The sequence below is a fragment of the Acidimicrobiia bacterium genome, assembly GCA_029210695.1.
Lineage (GTDB): Bacteria > Actinomycetota > Acidimicrobiia > Spongiisociales > JAHEDJ01 > JAHEDJ01.
Genome location: JARGFH010000015.1, coordinates 25,595 through 48,381, shown reverse-complemented (window position 1 = coordinate 48,381; position 22,787 = coordinate 25,595). Strand labels below are relative to the sequence as shown.

The window sequence follows — 22,787 nt, the reverse complement described above, 5'->3', positions numbered from 1 at the left end:
CCACCATCTGGGTGGCTTCGCCGGGGATGGCCTAGATGTCATCGAGGTCGACGCACAGCACACCGTCGGCCAGTGCCCGAGACACGCCCTGCAGTGGTTCTGTCACCGTCCACGGGCCGGAGCTGTCGCGGGGCGGGCCGGAGGCCCCGACCTCGCCCCCGAGAGCCGCGTCGGCGAACATGACCGGACGGGGTTCTTGGCTCATCGGTTTGATATGGAGACTGATCGTCTCGCCATCGTCGTTCGCGACTATGGCGAGATCCGGGAAAGCCCCCGCCACCGCGACCGCCACCTCGGAAGCACGTCCCGGGCCGAGGTAGCCACCGGCGGTAGCGCTCAGCAGCCAATCGAGCTCTGATCTCGTCGCCACCGCAGCCCTTGGAAGCTCCTGTCGCAAAGTGGCTGCGAGCAGAGTTCCCGCTGCATGATCTCCACCGTCGTCGATGACCAGATTGCGACAGGCGGGAGACGCCACCGCGGGATCGGGACCCCGCGCATCAAACAGAGAGACGGGCGCCACAGCCAGGGGATCAAATGTGACTTCGGTTGGCCCGACCGTTTGATCGGACATCGCCGGTGTTGTGAGGCCGAGAACGGTGCACGTGAAGTTGCCGGTCACCGCACCGTCCCCGGCGGCACCGGAATAGCGGGCATCGAGCTCGAACGTACCCTCGGCGAGGAGTGCCCCCGGGCTGTACGAGACTCCGATTTCTGCAAGACCGCCGGACTGCGCACCGCCCTGCGACCAGTCCCTGATCTCCAGCCGACCATCGTACGAATCGGGGGTGTCCCCACCGTCGACGAACAGCAACACGGCCGGTACGTCCGGGTCATAGGTGGCGAATGCGATCTTGATTTCGGACCCGCGGTAGTCGCAGAACGGCTCAACGAGGAACTCCGTTTCGATGTCTCCGGTGAAGGTGAGGGTTCCACTATCCCCAGGGAACTCGGCAACATCCGGGGCCTGCGCTTCGAGGGCGGTGACCTCGAAGTCGCCATGCTCCAGATCGACTACCGCCGCCGCTCCACATGGGATGTCGAACATGAGGGGCTCAATCTGTTGGCCGTCATCCCTGGCGCCAAAGGCGGCCAACCGACCATGCGGAGCGTCGATTGAGAATGTTCCATCTCCGGTGATCAGGCCGGCGCTTCGTAGGCCATCACCGGTGGACAGGACCCGCAGTGCACCCGGGCCTCCGATCGTTCCGGAGAGCCGGGAGGTTTCAGCGCAGCCCGCCCGAGGAAGGAAATTCGAGTAGAGCGCTTCTTCGCGTTCGGGATCGATGACGAGTGCCTGGAGACCGGCGACCTGCATGCCGGACATCAGCAGCGACCGACCGGCCAGGCCCTGGAGCGGAACGGGATCGTATCCGGGCTGCAGGAAACCGTCGCCATCCGGGACGAGAAAACCGAGCGGTTCGCCCTCCTCGCCCCCGTCGCCTTCGACATACGAGGCCAGATCAAGATCGCCCCACCCGAACAGGGCCAGCGCATCATCATTCACTCGATGGGCGTCCAGTCGCGCCACTACCTCATCGGCCGGACCGACCGACCGCCGATCCGATCGGAGCCAGACTGTAGGGCCGGCCGCCACCAGGAACGTTCCCACTCCGAGGGCCCCGTCCTCTCCCTCCATAATGACGAGGTACTCCCCTTCAGGAGAATCATCCGGGACGGGAATCTCGGCTCGACCGTCGACGAATGGTCCGATCAGCTCGCTACCGGCGGGAGCTACGAGGCGAAGGACTCCGGTCAGGCGACTGCGGGTTGAGAACGATGCGACGGTGCCCGGTTCGATGATTGCCTCCTCAGACTCCACCAGTACCACTGTGGCGCCACCTGCGGTGCTCGATTCGCCGAGATCATCGGAGACAGGCTGCTGCTGCGGCGCGGGAGCCAATGGCGAAGAGTCGGAGGGCGGTAGCGACGGCTGGTCCCGGACCGCCTCGCCATTCGATGTACACGCCGCCAGCAAGATGACCGACATTCCGACGGCGACCGACGACTTCGATCGACGCCCCAGTCTCCGATTACCAGTGGCCCTCCCGGCGAGGTCACGCATCAGCGCGGCCTGAGGCTCCGTCCATCACAGGCCCACTAGAGCTTGTTGAAGAGGTTGCCGATCAACAGCAGGACTGCTCCGCCGGCCGTCGTCCAGTATGCGATCTCGGGGTCGACACCGAGATCGAGCACATCCATCCAGAGGAGGATGCCGATGACGATCGCAACGATGGCGATCGAGAAGGTATTCCGGGTGGGGGCGCTCAGACGCGGCATAGTGGTTCCTCGCTCTCATCGGAGTGGCCTCCTGTGTCTTGCCCACGATGCCTGAAAGACCCAAAACATCGCCAAACAGAGAGACCACAGCTTTCTCAGCAATACAGTGAATCGCCACGGTCCATAGCATTGCGGAGAAACAGGGATGACTTTTCTCAGCAATACAGTGGATCACCACGATGCATAGCATTGCGGAGAATACTCTGAGGATTCACATCTGGCCGAAGACGGCGAGCGACGGCTACTCGACCCCGACTACCTGGCGGTGCTCGACGATCGGCTCACCGCGCCCGCGGTGCCAGCGGTCCCAGAGCACCAGCATGGACGGCAGAACCAAGACCGCGGCAATGAGCGCGAAGCTGATCGCGTAGACAGTCACCGCCCCGAACTGCTGGAAGGGCACGAGCGATGACGTGACCAGAATGCCGAAGCCGGCCACCGTCGTGAACGCCGATCCGGCCAGAGCGCCGCCGGTATGGCGCGTCGTCGAGTGAATCGCCTCTTCCGGGTTGTCGTAGCGTTGTCGGTCTTCCTGATACCGATGCGTGATGTGAATCGTGTACGGCACACCGATGCCAATCGCCAGCGCGGAAATCGTGGCAGTCACCGGCCCGAACGGGATTCCGGTCAAGGCCATCATCCCGAACGTCCAGAGAACAACCAGGGCAACCGGCAAGATCGTGATGATGCCCAGGAACGGTCGGCGAGCCTCGATGAGGAAGTTGAGAACGAGCAAAAAGGCTGCCGCCGCCAGGGTGATCAGCAGCGACCTGAGCTGCGACTCCGACAGCGAGGTCACCACTACCTGCGAGATGATGTTCTCATTCGTCGCCACCGCAGTCACCCCGTCGAGCGCAGAGACCGGCGCCAGGTCGGTAGCCAGATCCGCGGAGAGTTGTTGGACGCCTGCCTCGCCGGCCTGCGTGGACACCGACATGTCCACATAGCCGTAGGTTCCGTCGTCGCTGCGAGCCAGAACTGCGGCCATCTGATCCGGTGCGAGTTCGGCAGCCCGCTCGTAGAGAGCTGCTACGTCGGCCTCGGCGGCGACCGTCAAGTCCGGTTGGAGGCCTGAACTGAAGGCATATTGTGAGAACTCCTCGTTGAATAGCTCACTCCCCCCGGACTCCGGCGGTGTGACGAGTTGTCCGAGGATCGTGGCCGGGAAATTGGCCGCCGCCTGCCCACCGAAGTTGAGCACGTTCTCGGTGTCGGCCATGTTCTGCCATGCCGAGACCGATGCGTTGTGAACCGCCGGCGTCGCAACGTCACCCTCGATCAAGACCTGCGTCGATTCGCCGAACCCACCGGCGAATTGCTCGTTGAGGGCATCGACGGTTTCCAGGACCGCAGAGCCTTCCGGAATGAAGTCGGTGAAGCTGAACTCTGTAGACAGTTGGGTCGTGCCGTACACACCCAGCCCACCCAGGGCGAAGGCAACGATCAAGGTGGGGATTGGCAGTCTCTCGGCGAACACCGATGCACTACCCATCAAGCGTGGCAGCAACCGCTCGCCGCCCTGGCCGAAGGATTTGGTTGGGAGGCGGCCGGCCTTCTCCGCGCGCCTATCGAGGATCATTCGCACCGCGGGGAAGAACGTGAGCATCAGCCAGAACGCGGACGTAATCCCGATCGCGGCAAGGATCCCGAAGTCGCGCAGCGCCGGCACCGGATTGGTCACGTTGGTGAGAAACCCGACACCGGTCGTCACGGTGGCCAGCACCAAAGCAACCCCGACCGTCCTGGTCGCCCGACCGGCGCTCTTGTCGACCGGCGTATCTGAGCCGAGTTCCTCCCGGTACCGGGAGTTCAAGTGGATGGCGTAGTCAACGCCGAGTCCGATGAGCAGAATCGGAAGAATCTGCAACATCTCGGAAAACGCGCCGATCCATCCAAGGAACCCGGGGCCCAGCAGGACACCGATACCTTGCATCCAGGCGATCGACATCATGATCGTCAGCAACGTCAGGCCCATGTCGGCCCACGCACGACGCGTCCACCACTCAACGAACCGGAACCCGCCCAGGAACAACACAAGGAAGGCCAGGATCGCCCAACCGATCGGAACACTGATCAAGGAAGAGAGAATCCAGAAGACCAACCCGGCCGGCAACAGAATCACATGAAAGTCCCACAAGGTGCGACGCGCCCAGGGTTCGCCCAACGTGAGAACACGCCCAAGCCCGAACGCCACAACGAGCAGGACGGCGCCGAGGAGGCGCGCCAATATGAAGGAGCCGCCCTCGCCGCCCAGGTCCATGTTTTCCAATACCGGCGATGGCCAGATCAAGAGCCCGGCGCCCAGGACTCCCACCAGCGCAGTCGTGATCCACAAGGGAACCAGGCGTATGCCGCGGGTCCGGTCGTCCATTCCCCTCCGACCGCGAGGGCGAAGGAAGAACACGAAGATCAGAATCGCCAGGATGATGGCGGCTGCCTGACCGAACAACCGGCCGATGTCCTCCAGGAAGGCGTCCTGGTTCTCGAACAACAGGAAGAAGCTGAACGGCTGAACGGAGACGGAAGCGGACGACGCCTCGCGCAGTTTGGCCGCCAGATCGAACTGGATCTCCTGGATGCCGGCCTCGTCGAGATCGGCAACGTTCAGCCAGACGACCATCAGTCCGGCGCTCGAAGACGGGACGGCCAGATCGGTGTTCTCAGAAGACAGAAGCTGGGTGAAGAAGCCGGCGAACTCGGGCGGCAGCTGGCTCAGCGAATCGTCGAACCCACCTTTGACGGCGGCATCATCGGCCAGCGCAGAGATGGGAATCCCCTGCGCCTCCAGCCCTTGCAGAAGTGGCCTGAAGAAGCCCTGAATCGCGCCATCCGGTCGTTCGGACAGGTAGGGCGCGGCTTCACTGGCCAGGACCGCTTCAGTGGCGGCGGCATACGCCTGCAATCCATCCGCGGTCAGAACGTCACCGGTCTCCGACTCGAACAGCACCTGCATCGGGGTTTCGCTGTTCGAACTGAACTTCTCACTGATCGTCAGGCTGGCCGCCCACTCGGGCGCGTCGGGCGCGAACCCCTCATTGCCCTGCGTTTGCACTTGCTGCGAGATGAAAGATCCGAGGACGAGCGTAAAGATCAAAGATCCGATCACGATCAACCACGGCGAGCTGCGCACAACGCGGGCAAGCAGCCTGATGATTCTTTCCACAATTGCTCCTAGTGGCGGGAAACGACGGGGTACCAGCAGATTAGGAGTCGGGCGTTTCTAGGCGAAATCTCGGCGGGCGGATTGGAGAGCATGCAGCGCGGCCAGGAACCGGTCGTTCTCGCCGTCCAGGCCAACCGTTGTGCGTACCCATCCGTCGACTGCCGGTCGGACGATGACACCTTGGGAAATGAACTCCGACGCCCGGTTCGGCGAACGATGAAATATGAAGTTCGTCTGGCTGGTGGCGAACTCGATTCCGTGCCGCTCGAACGCCCCGATCATACGTGCCCGTTCGCGCTCATTGTGGGCCACCCGGGCAGAAACCCGGTCCTGATGGTTGAGAGCTTCAGCCGCGGCTGCTTGGGCGATCGCCGTGACCGGGAACGGTGCCTGGGTCTTGCGCAGCGAGCGGAGCGTGTCAGGCCTCCCGACCGCGTATCCGACCCGCAGCCCGGCTAATCCGTAGACCTTGGAGAATGTGTGCGTAACGACCACATTGTCGCGTTGGAGCGCCAGCGGAATTGCGGTAGAGAAATCGGTGGCGCCCGCGTAGTGCAGATAGGCCTCGTCTACCACGATGAGGACTCGATCGGGCACTTGATCGATGATCAATCGCACATCCTCGGCCGGCAGGTGGGGTCCGGTCGGATTATTGGGATTTCACAAATACAGCAGGGTGGTGTCCTCCCGAACCGCTTCGACGAGTCGCTGCGGGTCATGGACCCAGGTATCCGTCAGTGGGACCTCGAGTGGTTCTGAACCGGCGATGTGGGTGACGATCCGGTAGAGAACGAAAGAAGGCGACGCACACACCGCCGATGTGCCGGATCCGCCCATCGCCAGCCCGATCGAACGCAACAGGTCGGAGCTCCCGCCACCAAACCAGAGGTGATCCTCTGGAATGCCGAGGTGTTCGGCGGTGGCCGCCCGCAAGGCTCGCTGATCGTTGTCCGGATAGCGGTTGACGCCGCCACCGGCCACGGCCATTGCCTCGATCACTTCGGGACATGGAGCAAAAGGGCATTCGTTGGAAGCGAGCTTGGCGATGTCGCTGATACCCGACTCGGCAGCCACCTCTTCGATCGACCTGCCCGGTGTGTACGGGACGATCTGGTCGAGATCAGAGCGGAATCGGGGCACAAAGAGAAGATAGCAATAGGCAATAGGCAATAGGCCCAGAGTTACGGGTCGCGGGTCGCGGGTTATCCCCTGGCTCCTCCTGTGAAGTTCCAGGCAGCCAGGTGCATCGTGGGCGCGTGCACCATTCTCGGCCCGTACTCCGAATCGGCCAGGCGCGGGTCGTTGCCTATCGCCAGAACGTTTCCCTCACGCAGAGTCTCGAAGAAGGACTCTGTGAACCGCAGGTTCGATACCGGTCGGGTCACCTTTCCCTCCTCGATGAGGAAAGTTCCGTTGCGGGTCAAACCGGTCACGTAGAGGGTCGTCGGGTCGAGAATGCGGCAGTAGTTGAACTCGGTAACCAGCAATCCTCGCTCAATCGAGGCGATCATCTCCCGTTCGGATCGGTCGCCGCCCCCGATGAACAGGTTCGTGGGTGCCGGTCCGAACCAGGTCGAGAACTCCCAGTCGTGCCCGGTCGAGGTCACCTTCATCTGGGCAGCCGTGCGGCGATCGTGCACGAACCCACGGCTCACTCCATCGACGATGAGGTCGACCGGCAGCTTCGGGTTCCCTTCCCAGTCGACCGGAAGGCCAAGCGCGGCCGGATCGGTGACGTCGTCGCGCACCGACACCTTCGGATCAAACTGTGGTTCCCCAACCACCACCTGCGTCCTCCCTTCAGACGCCGCTTTCCCGCCGAAGGCGTACAACCCGACAAACGCCCCGATTGTGGCGACACAGTTGGGGCGAAGTACCACCTCATAGGAACCCGGGTCGACGTCGACGGCACCTACCGCAGCCCGAGCGATCCCGGCTGCCTCCGCCCCAACCGCGGCGCCGTCGAGTGCGGCGAGCGACCTGGAGGCGCGGTGCGCCTTACCCGCCGAGGTCGGAGTCTGGTGGATGCCGTCGAGGACAGCCGACGTGGCCGCACCCTCGAAGCGAAAGCCGAGGTGATTCGCAACCGCCAGAATTTCTTCGGTCGTATCGCAGAACCCGGCCGCGGAGAGTCCGCCGCCGGCTCCGATGAAGTCCGCCACGACCGCCGCCCGCTCCCCGGGGTCGGCCGCCGCGGTTGCCGGATCGTAATGATCGACCGCCGGGACTTGGCCCGGCGGAGCAAACCCGGTCCAGTACTCATCGACGGGATTCAGCGCCACGGCAGCGAGCGCCGCCGCCACCAACCGCTCGATCGAGGCATGGTCGGTGAGGGTCGTGGCGGTCCGGGCGGTTCTCCCGCCGTCGGCGAGATCGAGCGTCAGAACTGCGCTGTCCTCCGCAACGTTCTGGTGAATGAACGAGTTGGCGAACCGGGTGAGTGCTTTGCGGGTCACCCGGATGTTTGCCTGCGCTTCGATACCCGCAGGCACCCGTTCGACGACCTCCTCGCAGAGCTCGAGAAGACGCCTCATCCCAACACCCCCACCCGTACTTCGTGAAAACGGGCCGGTGCAGCACTGTGCCCGGTATGTCCAACCTGAGCCGGTTGGCCCTTTCCGCAGTTGGGCGTCCCCCAGTGGATCCACTCGTCGCCACCGGCCAAGCGATCGAGCGAGCCCCAGAATTGAGGCGTGATTCCGGTGTAGGTCGGGTTTCTGAGCATCCTCCCAATCCGGCCGTCTTTGACTTCCCAGCCAATTTCGCAACCGAACTGGAAGTTCAACCGTCGATCATCGATCGACCAGGATCGATTGGTCTCCATCAGGATCCCCTCCCTCGTATCGGCGACGATCTCTTCGAGAGAGTGCGGGCCCGGCTCCAAACCGACATTCGTCATACGGACCATGGGGATCCGCGCATGTCCATCTGCTCGTACCATCCCACCCGGCGGAAGGCCGGCAATGGAGGCGGTATCCCGCCCGGAGAGGACCCCAACCCAGATCCCTTCGGAGACGATCGGAACGCGTTGAGCGGGAGTTCCCTCGTCGTCGAAACCAAACGTTGCGAGGGCGCCGGGAATCGTGGCGTCGGCATTGATGTTCATGAGTTGCGATCCGTAGCGAAGTTTGCCGAGTTGGGCGAGGTCGAGGAAAGACGTCCCGGCGAAGGCAGCCTCCCACCCCAGGATGCGATCGAGTTCGGTCGCATGACCGACCGACTCATGAATCTGGAGGGCCAGTTGACTGCCGTCCAGGATTACGTCGGTGACGGCCGACGGACATCGATCGGCCTTCAGTAGCGCGGCGGCTTCCTCGGCGACCCTCGCCGTATGGCCCGGCAGGTTCCACTTGCGGATCACCTCATATCCGCCCGTCTCATACTGTCCAAACGACTGTGGATACGAGCGGGCTTGCGACTCTGCCTCGCCGATAGCGAGTGCGTCCATCCCGCCTCCGGACTCAACGATGTGCTGACTGATCCGGTGACCTTGTGAAGACACAAACCACTTGCTCGTATCCCAGAATTCGAGCTTCCCGCTCGTTCGTGAGATCCCCTCGCCGGCCATCATTTGAGCCGTCAGGTCGACGAGCAGATCCGCTTTCTCGCTTACCGCAACCGAGAACGGGTCGACTTCGACGGGAGTCGCATACGACGCTTCAACCACCGGAACATCGGCCAGCGGCAGTGCTTGTCCGGGGACCCGAGCAGACGCGGCGGCGATGGCCGCCGCCCGCTCCCCGGCGGCGCGGGATTGCTCGAAGTCGTTGACGGCGAAGAAGCCCCACGAGGAGCCGATCAGTGCTCGCACGCCGACACCGGCCTTCTCATCCTCGCTGATTCGGCTGATGTGCCCGTCCGCCGCATCGAGTCGTTGATGACGGGTCACTACCGTCCGCGCATCGGCATAGGTTGCACCCGCCGCCAGGGCCCCTTCGACGGCCGCCATTGCTGGATCGAACACAAGACCTCCATTGGACCAACCTTCACAGAGACAGATTACGCGTTCAGCCACCCGGGAGCATCGCCGGAAGTTGGCGGTAGGCAGTAGGCAGTAGGCAGTGCAGCTAACCTGCCGCGGTCATGTCCCGTACTCACGTCAGCGTGTTCGGGTCGTCCCAGTCGCAGCCGGGCGAACCTGATTACGAGAACGCCGTCACCCTCGGTGGGCTTCTCGCCGGGCGCGGCCACACGGTCATCAACGGCGGTTACGGCGGCCTCATGGAGGCGGTTTCGGTGGGAGCCGCCCGAGCCGGGGGCGAAGTGATCGGCGTAACCGCACCGACCGTGTTCCCCGGGAGATCGGGAGCGAATGGCTATCTGACCTCCGAGCGGCCGGCCCCCGACCTAGTGACCCGGATCGGCGCAATGCTCGCCATGTCTGATGCCGCGATCGCGCTGCCGGGATCCCTCGGGACACTGACCGAGCTCGTCGTGACATGGAACCTGAACTTCGTGGCGTCTTTCTCCGGAAGGACCCCGATCCCGCTCATCACAGTCGGCGCACCGTGGTCGGAACTCGTTCCGCTGCTCACCGACCGGGTCTCGACCAATGGGAATCTCGTTACTTGTGTCGACACCGTCGAAGATGCGGTAGCTCAACTCGATGCGCAGATGCCATAGAATCAAGGATGTAGCGAAGTAGCCTGCATGATCGCCAACGCATGACGAACACAAAGACGACTCCAAGTAAGAGTCCCGGCCGGAATCCGGCAGGCCGGCATAGGGCGCGCACCTTCTTCGACCATCTGCTCAGGGCTCAACAGCGCGCCTGCCGCAGAGGGCACCATCGCTACGGGAAGTCGATCCCAATCGGAGCCGGGATTCACCGAAGCTCATGCACAGCGTGCGGCAGCGTTTCGATCGACCTGCGAGACGCCCCCGACCCACTTCGACCGCCCAGCCTCATCCGGCGGCCGTCGGTCCGACCCCGAGCCTGACACCGGTGGCAGAAATCCTGGCCTCGGGGGGCGTCGTCTGGCGGTTCGCCGGCGACGACCTGGAAATCCTATTGATACACCGTGATCGCTACGGCGACTGGACGCTTCCCAAGGGAAAGCTCGACCCGGGCGAGTCCGACCTCGAGGCGGCTCTCCGGGAGGTTCGTGAGGAGACCGGCATGGTCTGCCGACCCGGAGTCCCGATCGGCACGATGCGATACGGGCTCAGCAACGGGAGCACCAAACGGGTGCACTACTGGTCGATGCAGGCGATCGATGGGGGCTTCGCTCCCAACAACGAGGTCGATGAGATCGTGTGGGCGAATCCGGCGGCGGCGGGTCGAATCCTCACCTACGAACACGACCGCGATCTGATCGCCTCGCTTCAGGACAACTGGTGGCAGCTGACCGGGCGGATCTACCTCATCCGGCACGCTACCGCAGGACGGCGCAAGGATTGGAAGGGCGATGATATGAAGCGCCCGCTGAGCAACCTGGGGTGGGAACAAGCGCAGGAGATCGGCACGTTTCTGGCCGATACCCAGGTGTCGCGTCTGCTCACCAGTAGCTATACCCGCTGCCGGCAGACCCTCGAGCCGGCCTCCAAACTGCTCAACATCACTATCGAGAGGCATCGCGCCCTTCTCGAAGGGGCAGGAACGAAACAACTCGAGAAGCTCCTGAGCAAGATCGGGAATACACCGTCGGCCCTGTGTACACACGGCGACATCGTCCCGGCCATTCTCGAGCGCCTGCGTGCAGGCGGTACAACGCTCGAACACGACCTCCAATCCGCCAAAGGCTCCATCTGGGCGATCGATGTCGTTGACGGCAGCTTTCCGACCGCGCGGTACATCGCGCCTTTCGCGTAGGGCCGGCAGGCGCCGATCGACCGGTAGGAATCGATCGCCGTACAATCACGCCATGGCCATGCTCCGCGACCGTTTCCCGATTCTCGATGACTATGCCTACCTCGTGAGCCATTCGCTGGGTGCCATGCCGGATGATGCCTCCGAAGAACTGGCGCGCTACGCCCTCGAGTGGGCGACCAGAGGCGTGCAGGCGTGGAGTGAGGGGTGGTGGGAGACCTCGGTTACGATCGGCGACGAGATCGCTCCGATCGTCGGAGCTCCGGCCGGATCGATTGCCATGATGCAAAACGTGACGGTGGCCGAGGCGGTCGTCGCCTCCTGCTTCCGTCTCCACGAGTCCCGCAACCGTGTCGTCTTCTCCGAGCTGAACTTCCCCTCGGTCATGTACCTCTGGCACAACGTCCCCGGTGCGGAGATCAAACAAGTGAGAAGTTGGGATGGGATCACGGTTCCCACCGAGACGTTCCTGGATGCCATCGACGACCGCACCGCAGTCGTCGCACTCAGCCACGTCCTCTTCAAGAGCGCCTACGTGCAGGACATCGCGGCCATCACCGAACGCGCCCATGAGATGGGAGCGATGGTGGTCCTGGATTGCTACCAGTCGGCCGGGACCCTCCCCTTCTCCCTGACCGACCTCAACGTCGACTTCGCGGTGGGGGGATCGGTGAAGTGGTTGTGCGGAGGGCCGGGTGCAGGATGGCTGTATGTGCGGCCGGATCTCCATGCGGTGCTGCGGCCCGGCCTGGTCGGCTGGCAGGCGGACGCCGACCCGTTCGCCTTCCACCCGGGCGGTATCACCTATGCCGAGGGTATCTGGCGCTTCCTATCTGGAACGCCGAACGTCCCCGCCTGGTACGCGGCGCGCGCCGGTTACCGGATCGTGCGGGAGGTCGGGATGGAGGCGATCAGGGCCTCGTCGCTGATCATGACCCAGCAGGTGATCGACATGGCCGACCGCCTCGACATCCCCATCCGGACCCCGCGCGATCCGGATCTGCGCGGCGGGACGGTCACTCTGGGAGTCGATGACGAGCAGCGAGTAGTCGCCCGACTGATCGAGCGCGGGGTGATCGTCGACGGTCGACCCGGCGCCGGCGTGCGGGTTGGACCGCATTTCTACAACAACGCCGACGACCTCAACCGCCTCGAAGAGGCGCTGAAGGCGGCCCATATCGGCTGATCGCCGGGCGCGCTAAAGGTTTTTCTCCAGATCCCGAAACGTCAGTAGAAGTAACACCTTGCTGGCTGGTAGAGGGAGCTCACGATGCGACGAATCGCAGTTGTAGGAATGATCATCTCGGGATTGGTAGCACTGCCGCTCATCGCCGGGGCGGCAGCCGGAGGCACTAACAAGGTGCAGGTGTGTCATTTCCCGGACGGCGGCGGAGATCCGCACGAAATCGTGATCGCCGAGAAGGCACTGAAGGGGCATGCCAACCATGGCGACATAGTGGGTGCTTGTCTGGAACGCGATTCGCTCCCACCCGTCAACACTCCACCCGTCGCGGTGATCGCACCCATTGACTGTGGAGCTTTCTCATGTGACATGGTTCTTGATGGGACCGACTCCTTCGACGATGAAGGCGATCCACTCACATTCGCCTGGACCGTGGTGGGGACATCGAACACATACAGCTCCAGCGAAGCGTTCTGGTACATCAACGCCCCACCGGCGGACACGTACGAGGTCACCCTCGTCGTTTCAGACGGAGAACTGTCAGACACCTCCCAGACCACGGTCGTTGCCCCGTAACCCTCCCGCGCTGAACGGCGTCGAGGCGGCCCACCCGGGCCGCCTCTTCGCGTCCGGATACAATCACCCGGAACCAAGTGAGGAGCCGGTGTGGTTGAGGTCGCCAGAGGAGAACTGTTCCTGGGAGGGACGCTCGATCCCGAAACGGGTGAGCGCGATGACGGGCAGGTCCTCTACGAGGCACACCAATTGACGACCCACGGGGTCATCGTCGGCATGACCGGGTCCGGCAAGACCGGCCTGGGCATCGTGGCACTCGAGGAGGCGCTGCTTTCGGGTATCCCGGCGTTGATCATCGACCCGAAGGGCGACATGGGGAACCTGTTGCTCAACTTCCCGCTCTTTCAACCCTCGGACTTCCGTCCGTGGATCGATGAGGGCGAAGCCAGACGCAAGGAGGTCACCCCCGAGGTACTGGCGACCCAGACCGCCGATCTCTGGAAGAACGGCCTGGGTTCGTGGGACATCGGCCCGGATCGCATGACCGCCCTCGGCACCGGCGCCGGGTTCACCATCTATACCCCGGGATCGACGAGCGGCATCCCGCTCAACATCATCGGCTCGCTGGCCGCCCCCGCCATCGACTGGGACTCCGACGCCGAGACCGGCCGCGACGAGATCGAGGGCTTCGTCTCCAGCCTCCTGGTGCTGGCCGGAATCGTCGCCGATCCGATCTCCAGTCCCGAGCACATCTTGCTCGCCAACATCATCGAAAAGGCGTGGCGGGAGGGCCGCAGCCTCGACCTGGCCACTTTGATCGGTCAGGTCCAGGAACCGCCCATTCGCAAGCTGGGCGTCTTCGACCTCGACACGTTCTTCCCGAAGAAGGAGCGTACGAAGCTCGCCATGCGCCTCAACGGCCTGGTGGCCTCGCCGTCGTTCGCCTCGTGGCTCGAAGGCCCTCCGCTCGATGTGCAAACGCTGCTGTATGAACCGGACGGGCGCCCGAAAGCCTCGGTGCTCTACCTCGCCCACCTGTCCGATGCCGAGCGCCAATTCGTCGTCACCTTGCTGCTCTCGAAGGTCGTCACCTGGATGCGCACGCAAGCTGGGACCTCGGATCTGCGGGCTCTGATCTACATGGACGAAGTGTTCGGCTTCGCTCCCCCGACCGCCGAACCGCCCTCGAAGAAGCCCATCCTGACCATCCTCAAACAAGCCAGAGCATTCGGCGTCGGGATGTTGCTCTCCACCCAGAACCCGGTGGACCTCGACTACAAGGCGATGTCGAACGCAGGGACCTGGATGATCGGCCGCCTTCAGACAGAACGGGACAAGGCGCGCATCGTTGAAGCTCTGAAGTCTGCCTCCGGCGAGGTCGACGTCCCGATGTTCGACAGGCTGATCTCCGATCTCGGGAAACGGGAGTTCGTGCTCCACAGCACGCGCTCCAAGGCCCCCTCCGTGTTCACGACCAGATGGGCAATGTCGTACCTGGCCGGGCCTCTGACCAGAGACCAGGTCGCCGAACTCATGAAGGACGCCCCTGCCTACGAAGCGCCGGCCACTGCACCAATAGGCGAAACGGCTGCACCCGTGGTAGGCGAGGACGCCACGGTCGTGATCCCTGAGATCGCACCGAAGATCTCCGTCTACCACCTCGATCCCGCCGCTCCCTGGGCAAACGAGGTCGGCGCGTCGTCCACGGGTCGCCGTTACGAGGCCGGAATCGTTGCTCGGGTGCATCTCACCTACGACGACCAATACGCCGCAATCGACCACGACGAGGAGTGGGAAGCAGTGTTCTTTCCCCTCGGCAAGAGCTTCGATGCCGGCACTGCCAGAGCAGTCGACTACGACGACCGGGACCTCCGCTCCGAGCGGACGGATGACGCCACGTACGTGCTGCCGGACGCTCCACTCGACTCGGCCTCGTACTTCACGTCCGTGTCGACGGACCTGAAGAACCACCTCCTGCGAAATCGGAGCGTAGAGATCTTCAAGAACCCGGGGTTGAAGCTCTATTCAAGGGTGGGCGAGACGACGGATGAGTTCTCCGAGCGATGCGGGGCGGCGGCCGAGGACGCCGCCGACGCGGACATCGCCAAACTCAAGGACCGCTACGAGGTCAAGATCAAACGAGTCAAAGATCAACTCGTCGCCACCGAACGCCGGGTGCGTGAACTCGAAACCGACGTCGAAGGCAAGCGCCAGAGCGAGTTGCTCTCGGGAGCGGGCGACCTGCTCTCGGTGTTCCTCGGAGGCCGGCGCCGCTCCGGCGGCCTCGGCCGCGCCGCCCGGCGCCGGTCATCAACCTCCAGTACACAGGAGCGCCTGCGAACGGCCGAACAGAAGATGGGCGACCAGCACGCCGAACTCAATGCCATCGAAGACGACCTAGCCACGGATGTGCTGGAGATCACCGAGAAATGGGATGCCATCGCATCGGAAATCGAGACGGTCGAGATCGGACTCGAAAAGACAGATATCAGCGTCGATGAGGTGGCGGTGGTCTGGATCCCGGTGGAATGAGCCAAGAAGGTTCCAGGTAGCAGGTTGCAGGTAGCTGGTAGCACGTCGAAAGAGGTTCTCGGTCATAGGTTCTGGGTTCTATGAGCGCCCATGAATCGGGTGACAGCTCCGGTGCCGTTTCATTGTGCCGGAACTAGCCCACCGGAAGTCGAAGGGGAGGGCAGCCGGCAGCAGCAAAACCCAAAACCTAGAACTCAGAACCTCCTGACGTTCGGAACCTACTCGGCTGTCAGTCGTTGTCAGACAGAAGCACCCAGAGCAGGTCCTTGATCGACACGATGCCGAGGAGCTCGTTGTCCTCCATCACCGGGAGATGCCGATAGCCGATCTCGAGCATCCATTTGGCAGCATCGCGGACTTCGCTCTCCGGCGAAGTGACATCGGGGTCCACGGTCATCCAGTCCCGCACCAGTTCATCGGTCGGATCGACCCCATCGGCAGCCGCCCGCAGAAGGTCGCGCTCGGTGAGGATCCCGGTTAGTCGAGGTCCATCGATGACCGCGATCGAACCGACACCTGCTCCGAGCATGGCATCAGCAGCATCCCGCAACGTTGTTTCCGGTCCGCACACTTCTGTGCGACCACCAACGAGTCCGTGGAGTTTCACAGCACGACCTCCCTATTAACCGTCACCCTAGATGGCGCGCGCCGGGTTGTGTTCATGGGGCATCGATGATCCGACCCGGATCGACGACTCCGGCGAGGACATCACGAATGCTCAAAATGCCGATCAGCTCATCCTCGACCACCGGGAGATGGCGGTAGCCGATCTCGAGCAGGTACTCGGCGGCGGCAAAGACCTCGGTATCGGGCGAGAAGACATCCGGATTGAACGTCATGCAGCAGCGGACCGGTTCCGTGTCGACGTCATAGCCGCGGGCAACGGCCTCGAGCACGTCGCGCTCGGTGACGATGCCGACGAAGCGCTCCTCGTCCAGCACGCCCATCGACCCGACACCCGCCGATGTCATCTCCTTGGCGGCCTGAGCAATCGTGATGTGGGCTCCGCACACCTCGGGTGGCGTCGAGAGCAGGTCTCTCAGTCGCACAATGTGCCTCCTTCGCAATTCAGGCTAGCGACGTGTGGCGGTCGCGATGCGGCGACCGATCAAGGGTGAGACCCACGCAGAAGAGCGGGCCCGTAGGCCCGCTCTATTCGACTCGCGACCGGTATCTCGCGATTAGACGAGATCCTGCTCCCGGATCCCGAATGACGGGTGACGGAGGCGGCACAGCGCCAGCTTCTCGAGTTGCCGGATCCGCTCGCGCGTTAGGTTGAACTCCTCACCGATCTCTTCGAGGGTCCGGGGAACGCCGTCGTAGAAGCCGTAGCGGAGAGCAAGGATGCGCCCTTCGCGTTCCGGCAACCGCTCGATCGAACGGCGCAGGCTGTTGGCGACGTCCATCTCTTCGGTGATCTGCACCGGGTCGGCGGCGTCCTCATCCTCGATGAAGTCACCGAGTTGGGCGCCGTCTTCACCGACCGGTTGCTCGAGCGAAACCGTGTCGGCCACGCCGAGCGCCAACTCGACTTTGTCGACGGTGACGCCTGCCTCTTCAGCGATTTCCTCGGGCTTGGGGTCGCGGCCCAACTCGGCCTTGAGGCTCGCCTGGGCGGCGCGCACGGCGGCCAGCGTGTCGTGCAGATGCACAGGGATACGAACGGTCCTGGACTTGTCTGCGATGGCACGGGTGATCGCCTGGCGAATCCACCAGGTGGCGTACGTAGAGAACTTGAAGCCCTTGCGCCAGTCGAACTTCTCAACCGCACGAATAAGGCCGAGGTTGCCTTCCTGGATCAGGTCGAGGAAGTCGATACCCGATGTGTTTGCGTATCGCCGGGCGTTGGCTACGACGAGACGGAGGTTGGCAGTGAGGAAGGCGTCTTTCGCCTCCTTGCCCTTCCTGGACTTGCGACGCAGCTCGAGTTCTTCCTTCTTGCCTTTGAACTCACCGTTCTCGAGCTTGGCAGTTGCGTCCTCACCCGTTTCGATCTTCTGGGCGAGTTCAACCTCTTGCTCGGCGGTGAGAAGGTCATACTCACCGATGGCCGTGAGGTACTGACTGACGAGGTCGGTCGTCAACCGGCCGCGTTCGTCTGTCAGCTTGCTGGCGCGGTCGCGTTCGCGCTTGGCACGGGCATCGGCAGCTTTCGAACGCGCAGGACGCGTCTTCTCAGCAGGTGGCATTGGGGGTGTCCTCCATCAGGGGCGAGGATGGAAACGTTTCCATCGCTCATTCAGACCGCACTATGACATACATCGGCACTCTTGTGAACCCCCTTTCTTGCTCGGACATTTCATCAGGCTGTCCACAGGTTTCCAGCCTTCCATCCACAGGGTTACCCACACATGTTGACGGGTGACTGTGCACAACGGAACTGTCGACTGAGCCTGGTCGGCGGTAATCGACCTTTCGCGGGTACCCGAGCAGGAGGCTACGGAAGCGAGAAGGTTGCGACCACGGGCAAATGGTCCGAGACCGACAGCGTATCGGCGGCGCGCACGGCGTGGTCCTTCAACCCGAGGGCGGGATCGAAGAACAGGAAGTCGATGGTCCGATCCGGGCCTGCCACCGCCGGGTCGTTGGGATAGTGCGTGTACCAGGCGGCGGCGTCGACGCCGTTCGCCTCGTCCAACGACGGCACCGACGGATAGTCGTCGGTCAGGACCGTCAATTCGCTGTCGGCCTCGTAATAGACCCGTTGATCGGGAGGCAGATTCTCGAACTGAGGACCGGGCGGAAGCAGGTTGAAGTCTCCGCCGATCACCCACGGGTTCCCGGCCGCGCTGAGGTCGTCGAGCAATCCCTTGGCGAGAGCCACCTGCTGCTGCATCGTGTCACTACCCTGCGCGAAAGCATCGAGGTGGGTGTTCAGCAGGGCGAGGGCGGGGCCGCCCTCCACAGGCAGACGAACTTCCAGGATCGCTCGCCGGAAGTTGAACTGCTTCGTCAGTGGGTCGGACGGCATGATCGGCAACTGATGACGGGTCGCATCGTCGATCCGGTACCGAGAGATGGTCGACAGTTTCATCCCGGCCGAGCCCATGATCCGGGGATGCGGCACGAACCGCGCCTGCCAGTAAAACGCGCTGGCCGAGCAGGCATAGTCATCGGGCAGCATTCCAAGCAGTCTCGCCAACTGATCTTCTTGGTCAGTACGGGAGGCTCCGTCATCGACTTCCTGAAGCAAGATCACATCGGGTGACTCGTCTGCGATGACGCGGGCGACTTCCTCGAACGTGGATGTGATTGCGGTCGCCGACGGTCGCTCATCGGGTCCAGACTCATCGAAGAGGTCGTACCAGAAGACATAACCCTTGCCCGCCATGTACTGGACGTTCCAGGACATCACTTGGAGATCCTGACCCGGTTGCAGGGTAGGAGTTCCCTCGGGGCAAGTGACGGTTTCCGCGCGGACCGCCGGGGGATGAAAAGTGGTGAGCCACACGGCCGCCGCCAGCACCACGACCACCGCCAGCAAACCAACCAGGATTCGCCGCGCCCACTTCACAACCCACCTCCATATATCGCGTCACTGTAGGCGGCCCGGCGTCCATCCTCACTTTCTCCGCAATGCTATGGATCACCACGCGCCACTGCATTGCCGAGAAAACATCGGGGGATTTCTCCGCAATGCTGGGGATCACTACGCGCCACTGCATTGCCGAGAAACCTCAGAAGATCAACTCGCCGGATTCAGTTGCCAGACCCACCCGATGCACCCCCGGCGGTCCATCGACGATGCGAAGGTTGAGATCGTTCGGACCAAGCCATCGTTCGATCTTTCGAACGTCACCGCCCAGCTCCACCCAGGCGATACGTCTCGGTCCGACGCGATGTGATGCCGTCAGACGGCCCGGATGGTCCTGTGGATCGACGTCCCACTCGATGAAAAAGGGCAGGCCCTTTTCGAGCCCGACATCCATGCCGAGTAGTCGCCAATTCAGCTCGCCACCATCCGGCCGCGTTCTGGACATCGCCACCGGGGCGAGATCGAGCCTCCGACCCTCCGCCTCGATGTCCCACGTGCGCAAGCAAAGCCCTGACAACGAGCCGGGCGACGAATGGGCGCCGACCCAGAGTCCGAACGGACTCTCCGCCGCTTCGAGAGGATCCACCACCGCAACCAACTCGAGGTAGTCGTGCCCCAGCGGCACGAGCCGGTTGGCCGTGCCGTGACCGGAGTGACGCCCTCCGGCAACAGAGTCCAGCCCCTGCTCAGCCAGAAGCAGGTTCGACGCGGCATCGAGATCAGGAACCGCCCTTATCACGTGGTCGAAACGCAACACCCCATCGATCCTACGCGTCGCCCACCCGGGAGCGCCGGGCCCACCGCTCGGCCCCTTGTCGTAGAGTCGATTGCAGCCAATCGAGGAGAGACGCAGTGCGCACGGTGGTGGTGACGGGTGGCAGCGGAAAGGCAGGCAGAGCTTGTGTTGCCGATCTACTCGAGCAGGGTTACAAGGTCGTCGATGTTGACATCGCCACGTCGCGCGACCCAGATGCATCGACCCTGGTCGCCGACCTCACGGATCTCGGCCAGACGATCGAGGTATTGAGCGCCGCCGATGCCGTGGTCCATCTGGCCGCCATACCCGCCCCCAATATCCTGTCGGACGGCGAAACCTTCCGGATCAACATGATGAGCACGTACAACGTGTTCACTGCCGCCGCGCTACTCGAACTCGAGAAGGTCGTCTGGGCATCGTCCGAAACCCTGATCGGCATCCCTTTCGAGCGGCGCGACCCGGAATACGCCCCCATCGATGAGGAGCATCCCCTCCTGCCCGAGTTCCACTATGCCCTCTCGAAGCTGGCCGGAGAGGTCATCGCAGCCCAGTTCAACCGGTGGCACGGAATCCCCTATCTGGGCCTTCGCATCTCGAACATCATGGAACCCGACGACTACCAGCGGTTTCCGGATTGGCAGGACGATCCGATGATTCGCAGGTGGAATCTCTGGGGATACGTAGATGCCCGCGACGTTGCGCAGGCCGCCCGGCTAGCCCTCCAATCCGATCTGACCACGGCTGACAACTTCCTGGTGGCAGCTGCCGACACGTGCATGGAACGATCGAGCATGGACCTGATGTCACAGGTGTTCCCCGACGTCCCCATGATCAGGCGGGTGGACGGCACCGAGACACTGCTGTCGATCGAGAAGGCGCGAGCCATGCTGGGCTATGCGCCACGGCACGCCTGGCGCGACGAACTCGGCTGAGCCCCTGCACAAACCGCAACGGTCGCTACGGTGACCGGCATGCCCAACCGCCTTGCCGACGAGACTTCCCCGTACCTACGCCAGCATCAGGACAATCCGGTCGACTGGTACCCGTGGGGAAACGAAGCGTTCGAACATGCACGCCTCCACGACAAGCCGGTCCTCCTCTCGGTCGGTTATTCCGCCTGCCATTGGTGCCATGTCATGGCGCACGAGTCGTTTGAGAACCCGGAGACCGCGGCCCTCATGAACGATCTCTTCGTGAACGTCAAGGTCGACCGGGAAGAACGACCCGACGTCGATGGGATCTACATGAACGCCGTGCAGGCGACCACCGGCCGAGGTGGATGGCCGATGACCGTCTGGCTCACGCCCGACGGCAAGCCGTTTTTCGCCGGGACCTACTACCCGGCGGACGACCGCCACGGTATGCCGTCCTTCCGACGAGTCATAGCAGCGGTGGCTGAGGCCTGGTCGGAGCGCCGGGAAGGTATCGAAGAGCAGGCCGCCCACCTCACCGAATCCATCTCCCGCGAACTGCCTGCGGCCGAATCCGTCCCGGGGCGAAGTGCGCTGGAAGCCGCCTACCGCCAGATCGAGGCGGCGTACGATCCGGTTGCCGGAGGCTTCGGAGGTGCACCGAAGTTTCCCCAGCAGCCCGTTCTCGAGTTCTTGTTGCGGGCGGCGGGCCGGTCCTGGGCACCACGGGCGGAGGAGATGGTCCGCACCACGCTGGAGAAGATGGCGGCCGGGGGCCTCCGCGACCACGTCGGCGGCGGATTCTCGCGATACTCCGTAGACGCCAACTGGAGCATCCCTCACTTCGAGAAGATGCTCTACGACAACGCTCAACTTGCTCGCTTGTATTTGCGGGGCTGGCAGGTGACGGGCCGCGCCGGCTTCCGGGCCACCGCGATCGAGACTTTGGAGTACCTGCTGCGCGACCTCCGACATCCGGACGGTGGGCTCTTCTCCGCTGAGGACGCCGATTCTGAGGGCGTGGAGGGGAAGTTCTACGTCTGGACCGATGAGGAGTTCGACTCGGCGGTCGGCACCGGCGCGACAGTGGCAGGGACATACTTCGGCGTCACGAGTGATGGAAATTTCGAGGGCGCCAATCACCTACAGCAGACGCTCACTCTCGAGGAAACGGCGATCCGCTTCGGGATCTCGAATGAGGAAGCCGCGTCGGCCATCGCCACTGCCAAGGAGCAACTGTATGAGCGCCGGGCGACCCGGATCCGGCCGGGCCTCGATGACAAGGTGGTCACAGCCTGGAACGGTCTGGCGTTGCGGGCGCTGGCGGAAGCGGGCGCCATCCTCGATGAGCCCCGGTACCTCGACAACGCGCGACAGAACGCTCGATTCGTACTGGACAGGTTGCGCAACGCCGACGGGCGACTGCTCCGATCGTGGGGCAAGGGCAACGCCAGGATTCCAGGCTTCCTGGACGACTATGCCGGATATGCCATCGGGCTATTCACCCTCTATCAGGCGACCGGCGAAATTGAGTGGTACGAGGAAGCCGAGCGTCTAACGCGATCGATGCTGCAGCTTTTCGCCGATGACGATGGGCGGCTGTATTCCACAGGATCAGATGCGGAACGCCTGATCACCCGACCCAGGGATCAGATGGACAACCCAGTCCCATCCGGGACATCGCTGGCCGCCGAGGCGCTCATGTGGCTATCGCTCTACACCGGTGAGGCAGATCTGCGGGAGGCAGCCGAGCGGGCGATCTGTGACAGTGCAGCACTCGTGGAGCAATACCCCAGCGCGGTGGGCCACTTGCTGAGTCTGCTGACGTCGATGGACAGAGGACTGCTGGAAGTGGCCATCGTCGGGCCAGCGGCCGACGAACTGAGCCGGGTCATGTGGGAGGGGTTCCGACCCGGAGCGGTACTGGCGCTCGATCGGACCGGACGAGATGGTGAGACGGTGCCCCTCTTGCGTGATAGAGGCCCCGAGACGGGGACCCTTGCCTTCGTCTGCGAGGGTTTCGCGTGTCGGCTGCCTGTATCGGATCCAGACGCCCTACGCACCCAACTCGTCTGAATTCTCAGCAATGCTGTGAACTGTCACG

General features: G+C 63.3%; 18 protein-coding genes and 1 pseudogene. 7 read left to right on the top strand and 12 right to left on the bottom strand.

Translation table 11 applies throughout. The features are described from left to right. Positions 1–31: 31 nt before the first annotated feature. The 7 genes and pseudogenes from P1T08_06830 to P1T08_06800 form a co-directional block, all read right to left on the bottom strand. Positions 32–2,062 carry a hypothetical protein gene (locus P1T08_06830; GenBank protein MDF1595795.1) on the bottom strand — a complete coding sequence of 677 codons (2,031 nt, stop codon included), beginning with the start codon at positions 2,060–2,062 and terminating at the stop codon, positions 32–34. A gap of 35 nt (positions 2,063–2,097) precedes the next feature. After that, the gene (locus P1T08_06825) at positions 2,098–2,277 is read right to left on the bottom strand and encodes a hypothetical protein (GenBank protein MDF1595794.1); all 180 of its coding nucleotides are present in this window, start codon (positions 2,275–2,277) and stop codon (positions 2,098–2,100) included. Between the two features lie 241 nt (positions 2,278–2,518). Beyond that, on the bottom strand, positions 2,519–5,440 hold the full coding sequence (locus tag P1T08_06820; protein ID MDF1595793.1) for an MMPL family transporter: 2,922 nt from the start codon (positions 5,438–5,440) through the stop codon (positions 2,519–2,521). A 57-nt stretch (positions 5,441–5,497) separates the two neighbouring features. Beyond that, positions 5,498–6,085: pseudogene (locus P1T08_06815) on the bottom strand (aminotransferase class I/II-fold pyridoxal phosphate-dependent enzyme). A 15-nt stretch (positions 6,086–6,100) separates the two neighbouring features. Continuing rightward, the gene (locus P1T08_06810) at positions 6,101–6,580 is read right to left on the bottom strand and encodes a hypothetical protein (GenBank protein MDF1595792.1); all 480 of its coding nucleotides are present in this window, start codon (positions 6,578–6,580) and stop codon (positions 6,101–6,103) included. Positions 6,581–6,642: 62 nt separating this feature from the next. Further along, positions 6,643–7,974: a metallopeptidase TldD-related protein gene (locus P1T08_06805; protein ID MDF1595791.1), complete on the bottom strand. Its 1,332-nt coding sequence runs from the start codon at positions 7,972–7,974 to the stop codon at positions 6,643–6,645. Next, positions 7,971–9,389: a TldD/PmbA family protein gene (locus P1T08_06800; GenBank protein MDF1595790.1), complete on the bottom strand. Its 1,419-nt coding sequence runs from the start codon at positions 9,387–9,389 to the stop codon at positions 7,971–7,973. Before P1T08_06800 ends, P1T08_06805 begins: the two co-directional genes overlap by 4 nt. Before the next feature lie 134 nt (positions 9,390–9,523). On the opposite strand from P1T08_06800, the gene P1T08_06795 reads away from it, so the two are divergent. From P1T08_06795 to P1T08_06775, 5 genes are all read left to right on the top strand, one after another. Then, positions 9,524–10,063: an LOG family protein gene (locus tag P1T08_06795; GenBank protein ID MDF1595789.1), complete on the top strand. Its 540-nt coding sequence runs from the start codon at positions 9,524–9,526 to the stop codon at positions 10,061–10,063. Between the two features lie 322 nt (positions 10,064–10,385). Continuing rightward, a complete protein-coding gene (locus tag P1T08_06790) occupies positions 10,386–11,252 on the top strand; it encodes an NUDIX hydrolase (protein ID MDF1595788.1) in 867 nt (288 codons plus the stop codon). A 52-nt stretch (positions 11,253–11,304) separates the two neighbouring features. Beyond that, positions 11,305–12,435: an aminotransferase class V-fold PLP-dependent enzyme gene (locus P1T08_06785; protein ID MDF1595787.1), complete on the top strand. Its 1,131-nt coding sequence runs from the start codon at positions 11,305–11,307 to the stop codon at positions 12,433–12,435. A gap of 84 nt (positions 12,436–12,519) precedes the next feature. Then, entirely contained in the window at positions 12,520–13,008 is a 489-nt protein-coding gene (locus P1T08_06780; GenBank protein ID MDF1595786.1) for a hypothetical protein, read from the top strand. Positions 13,009–13,098: 90 nt separating this feature from the next. Next, positions 13,099–15,480, top strand: a complete 2,382-nt coding sequence (locus tag P1T08_06775) for an ATP-binding protein (GenBank protein ID MDF1595785.1) — start codon at positions 13,099–13,101, stop codon at positions 15,478–15,480. Positions 15,481–15,709: 229 nt separating this feature from the next. On the opposite strand, the gene P1T08_06770 is transcribed toward P1T08_06775, so the two are convergent. From P1T08_06770 to P1T08_06750, 5 genes are all read right to left on the bottom strand, one after another. After that, positions 15,710–16,087, bottom strand: coding sequence for a CBS domain-containing protein (locus P1T08_06770; protein ID MDF1595784.1), 378 nt, complete (start codon positions 16,085–16,087; stop codon positions 15,710–15,712). Positions 16,088–16,139: 52 nt separating this feature from the next. Then, a complete protein-coding gene (locus tag P1T08_06765) occupies positions 16,140–16,529 on the bottom strand; it encodes a CBS domain-containing protein (GenBank protein MDF1595783.1) in 390 nt (129 codons plus the stop codon). Positions 16,530–16,661: 132 nt separating this feature from the next. Beyond that, positions 16,662–17,669, bottom strand: coding sequence for a sigma-70 family RNA polymerase sigma factor (locus P1T08_06760; GenBank protein MDF1595782.1), 1,008 nt, complete (start codon positions 17,667–17,669; stop codon positions 16,662–16,664). Positions 17,670–17,917: 248 nt separating this feature from the next. Then, entirely contained in the window at positions 17,918–18,994 is a 1,077-nt protein-coding gene (locus P1T08_06755; protein ID MDF1595781.1) for an endonuclease/exonuclease/phosphatase family protein, read from the bottom strand. Between the two features lie 163 nt (positions 18,995–19,157). Continuing rightward, positions 19,158–19,772, bottom strand: coding sequence for a VOC family protein (locus P1T08_06750; GenBank protein MDF1595780.1), 615 nt, complete (start codon positions 19,770–19,772; stop codon positions 19,158–19,160). Between the two features lie 95 nt (positions 19,773–19,867). Between P1T08_06750 and P1T08_06745 the strand changes: the two genes are divergently transcribed. After that, on the top strand, positions 19,868–20,704 hold the full coding sequence (locus P1T08_06745) for an NAD(P)-dependent oxidoreductase (protein MDF1595779.1): 837 nt from the start codon (positions 19,868–19,870) through the stop codon (positions 20,702–20,704). Between the two features lie 39 nt (positions 20,705–20,743). Next, positions 20,744–22,759 (top strand): thioredoxin domain-containing protein, encoded by a 2,016-nt coding sequence (locus P1T08_06740; protein MDF1595778.1) that lies wholly within the window; start codon positions 20,744–20,746, stop codon positions 22,757–22,759. The last annotated feature ends 28 nt before the right edge of the window (positions 22,760–22,787 follow it).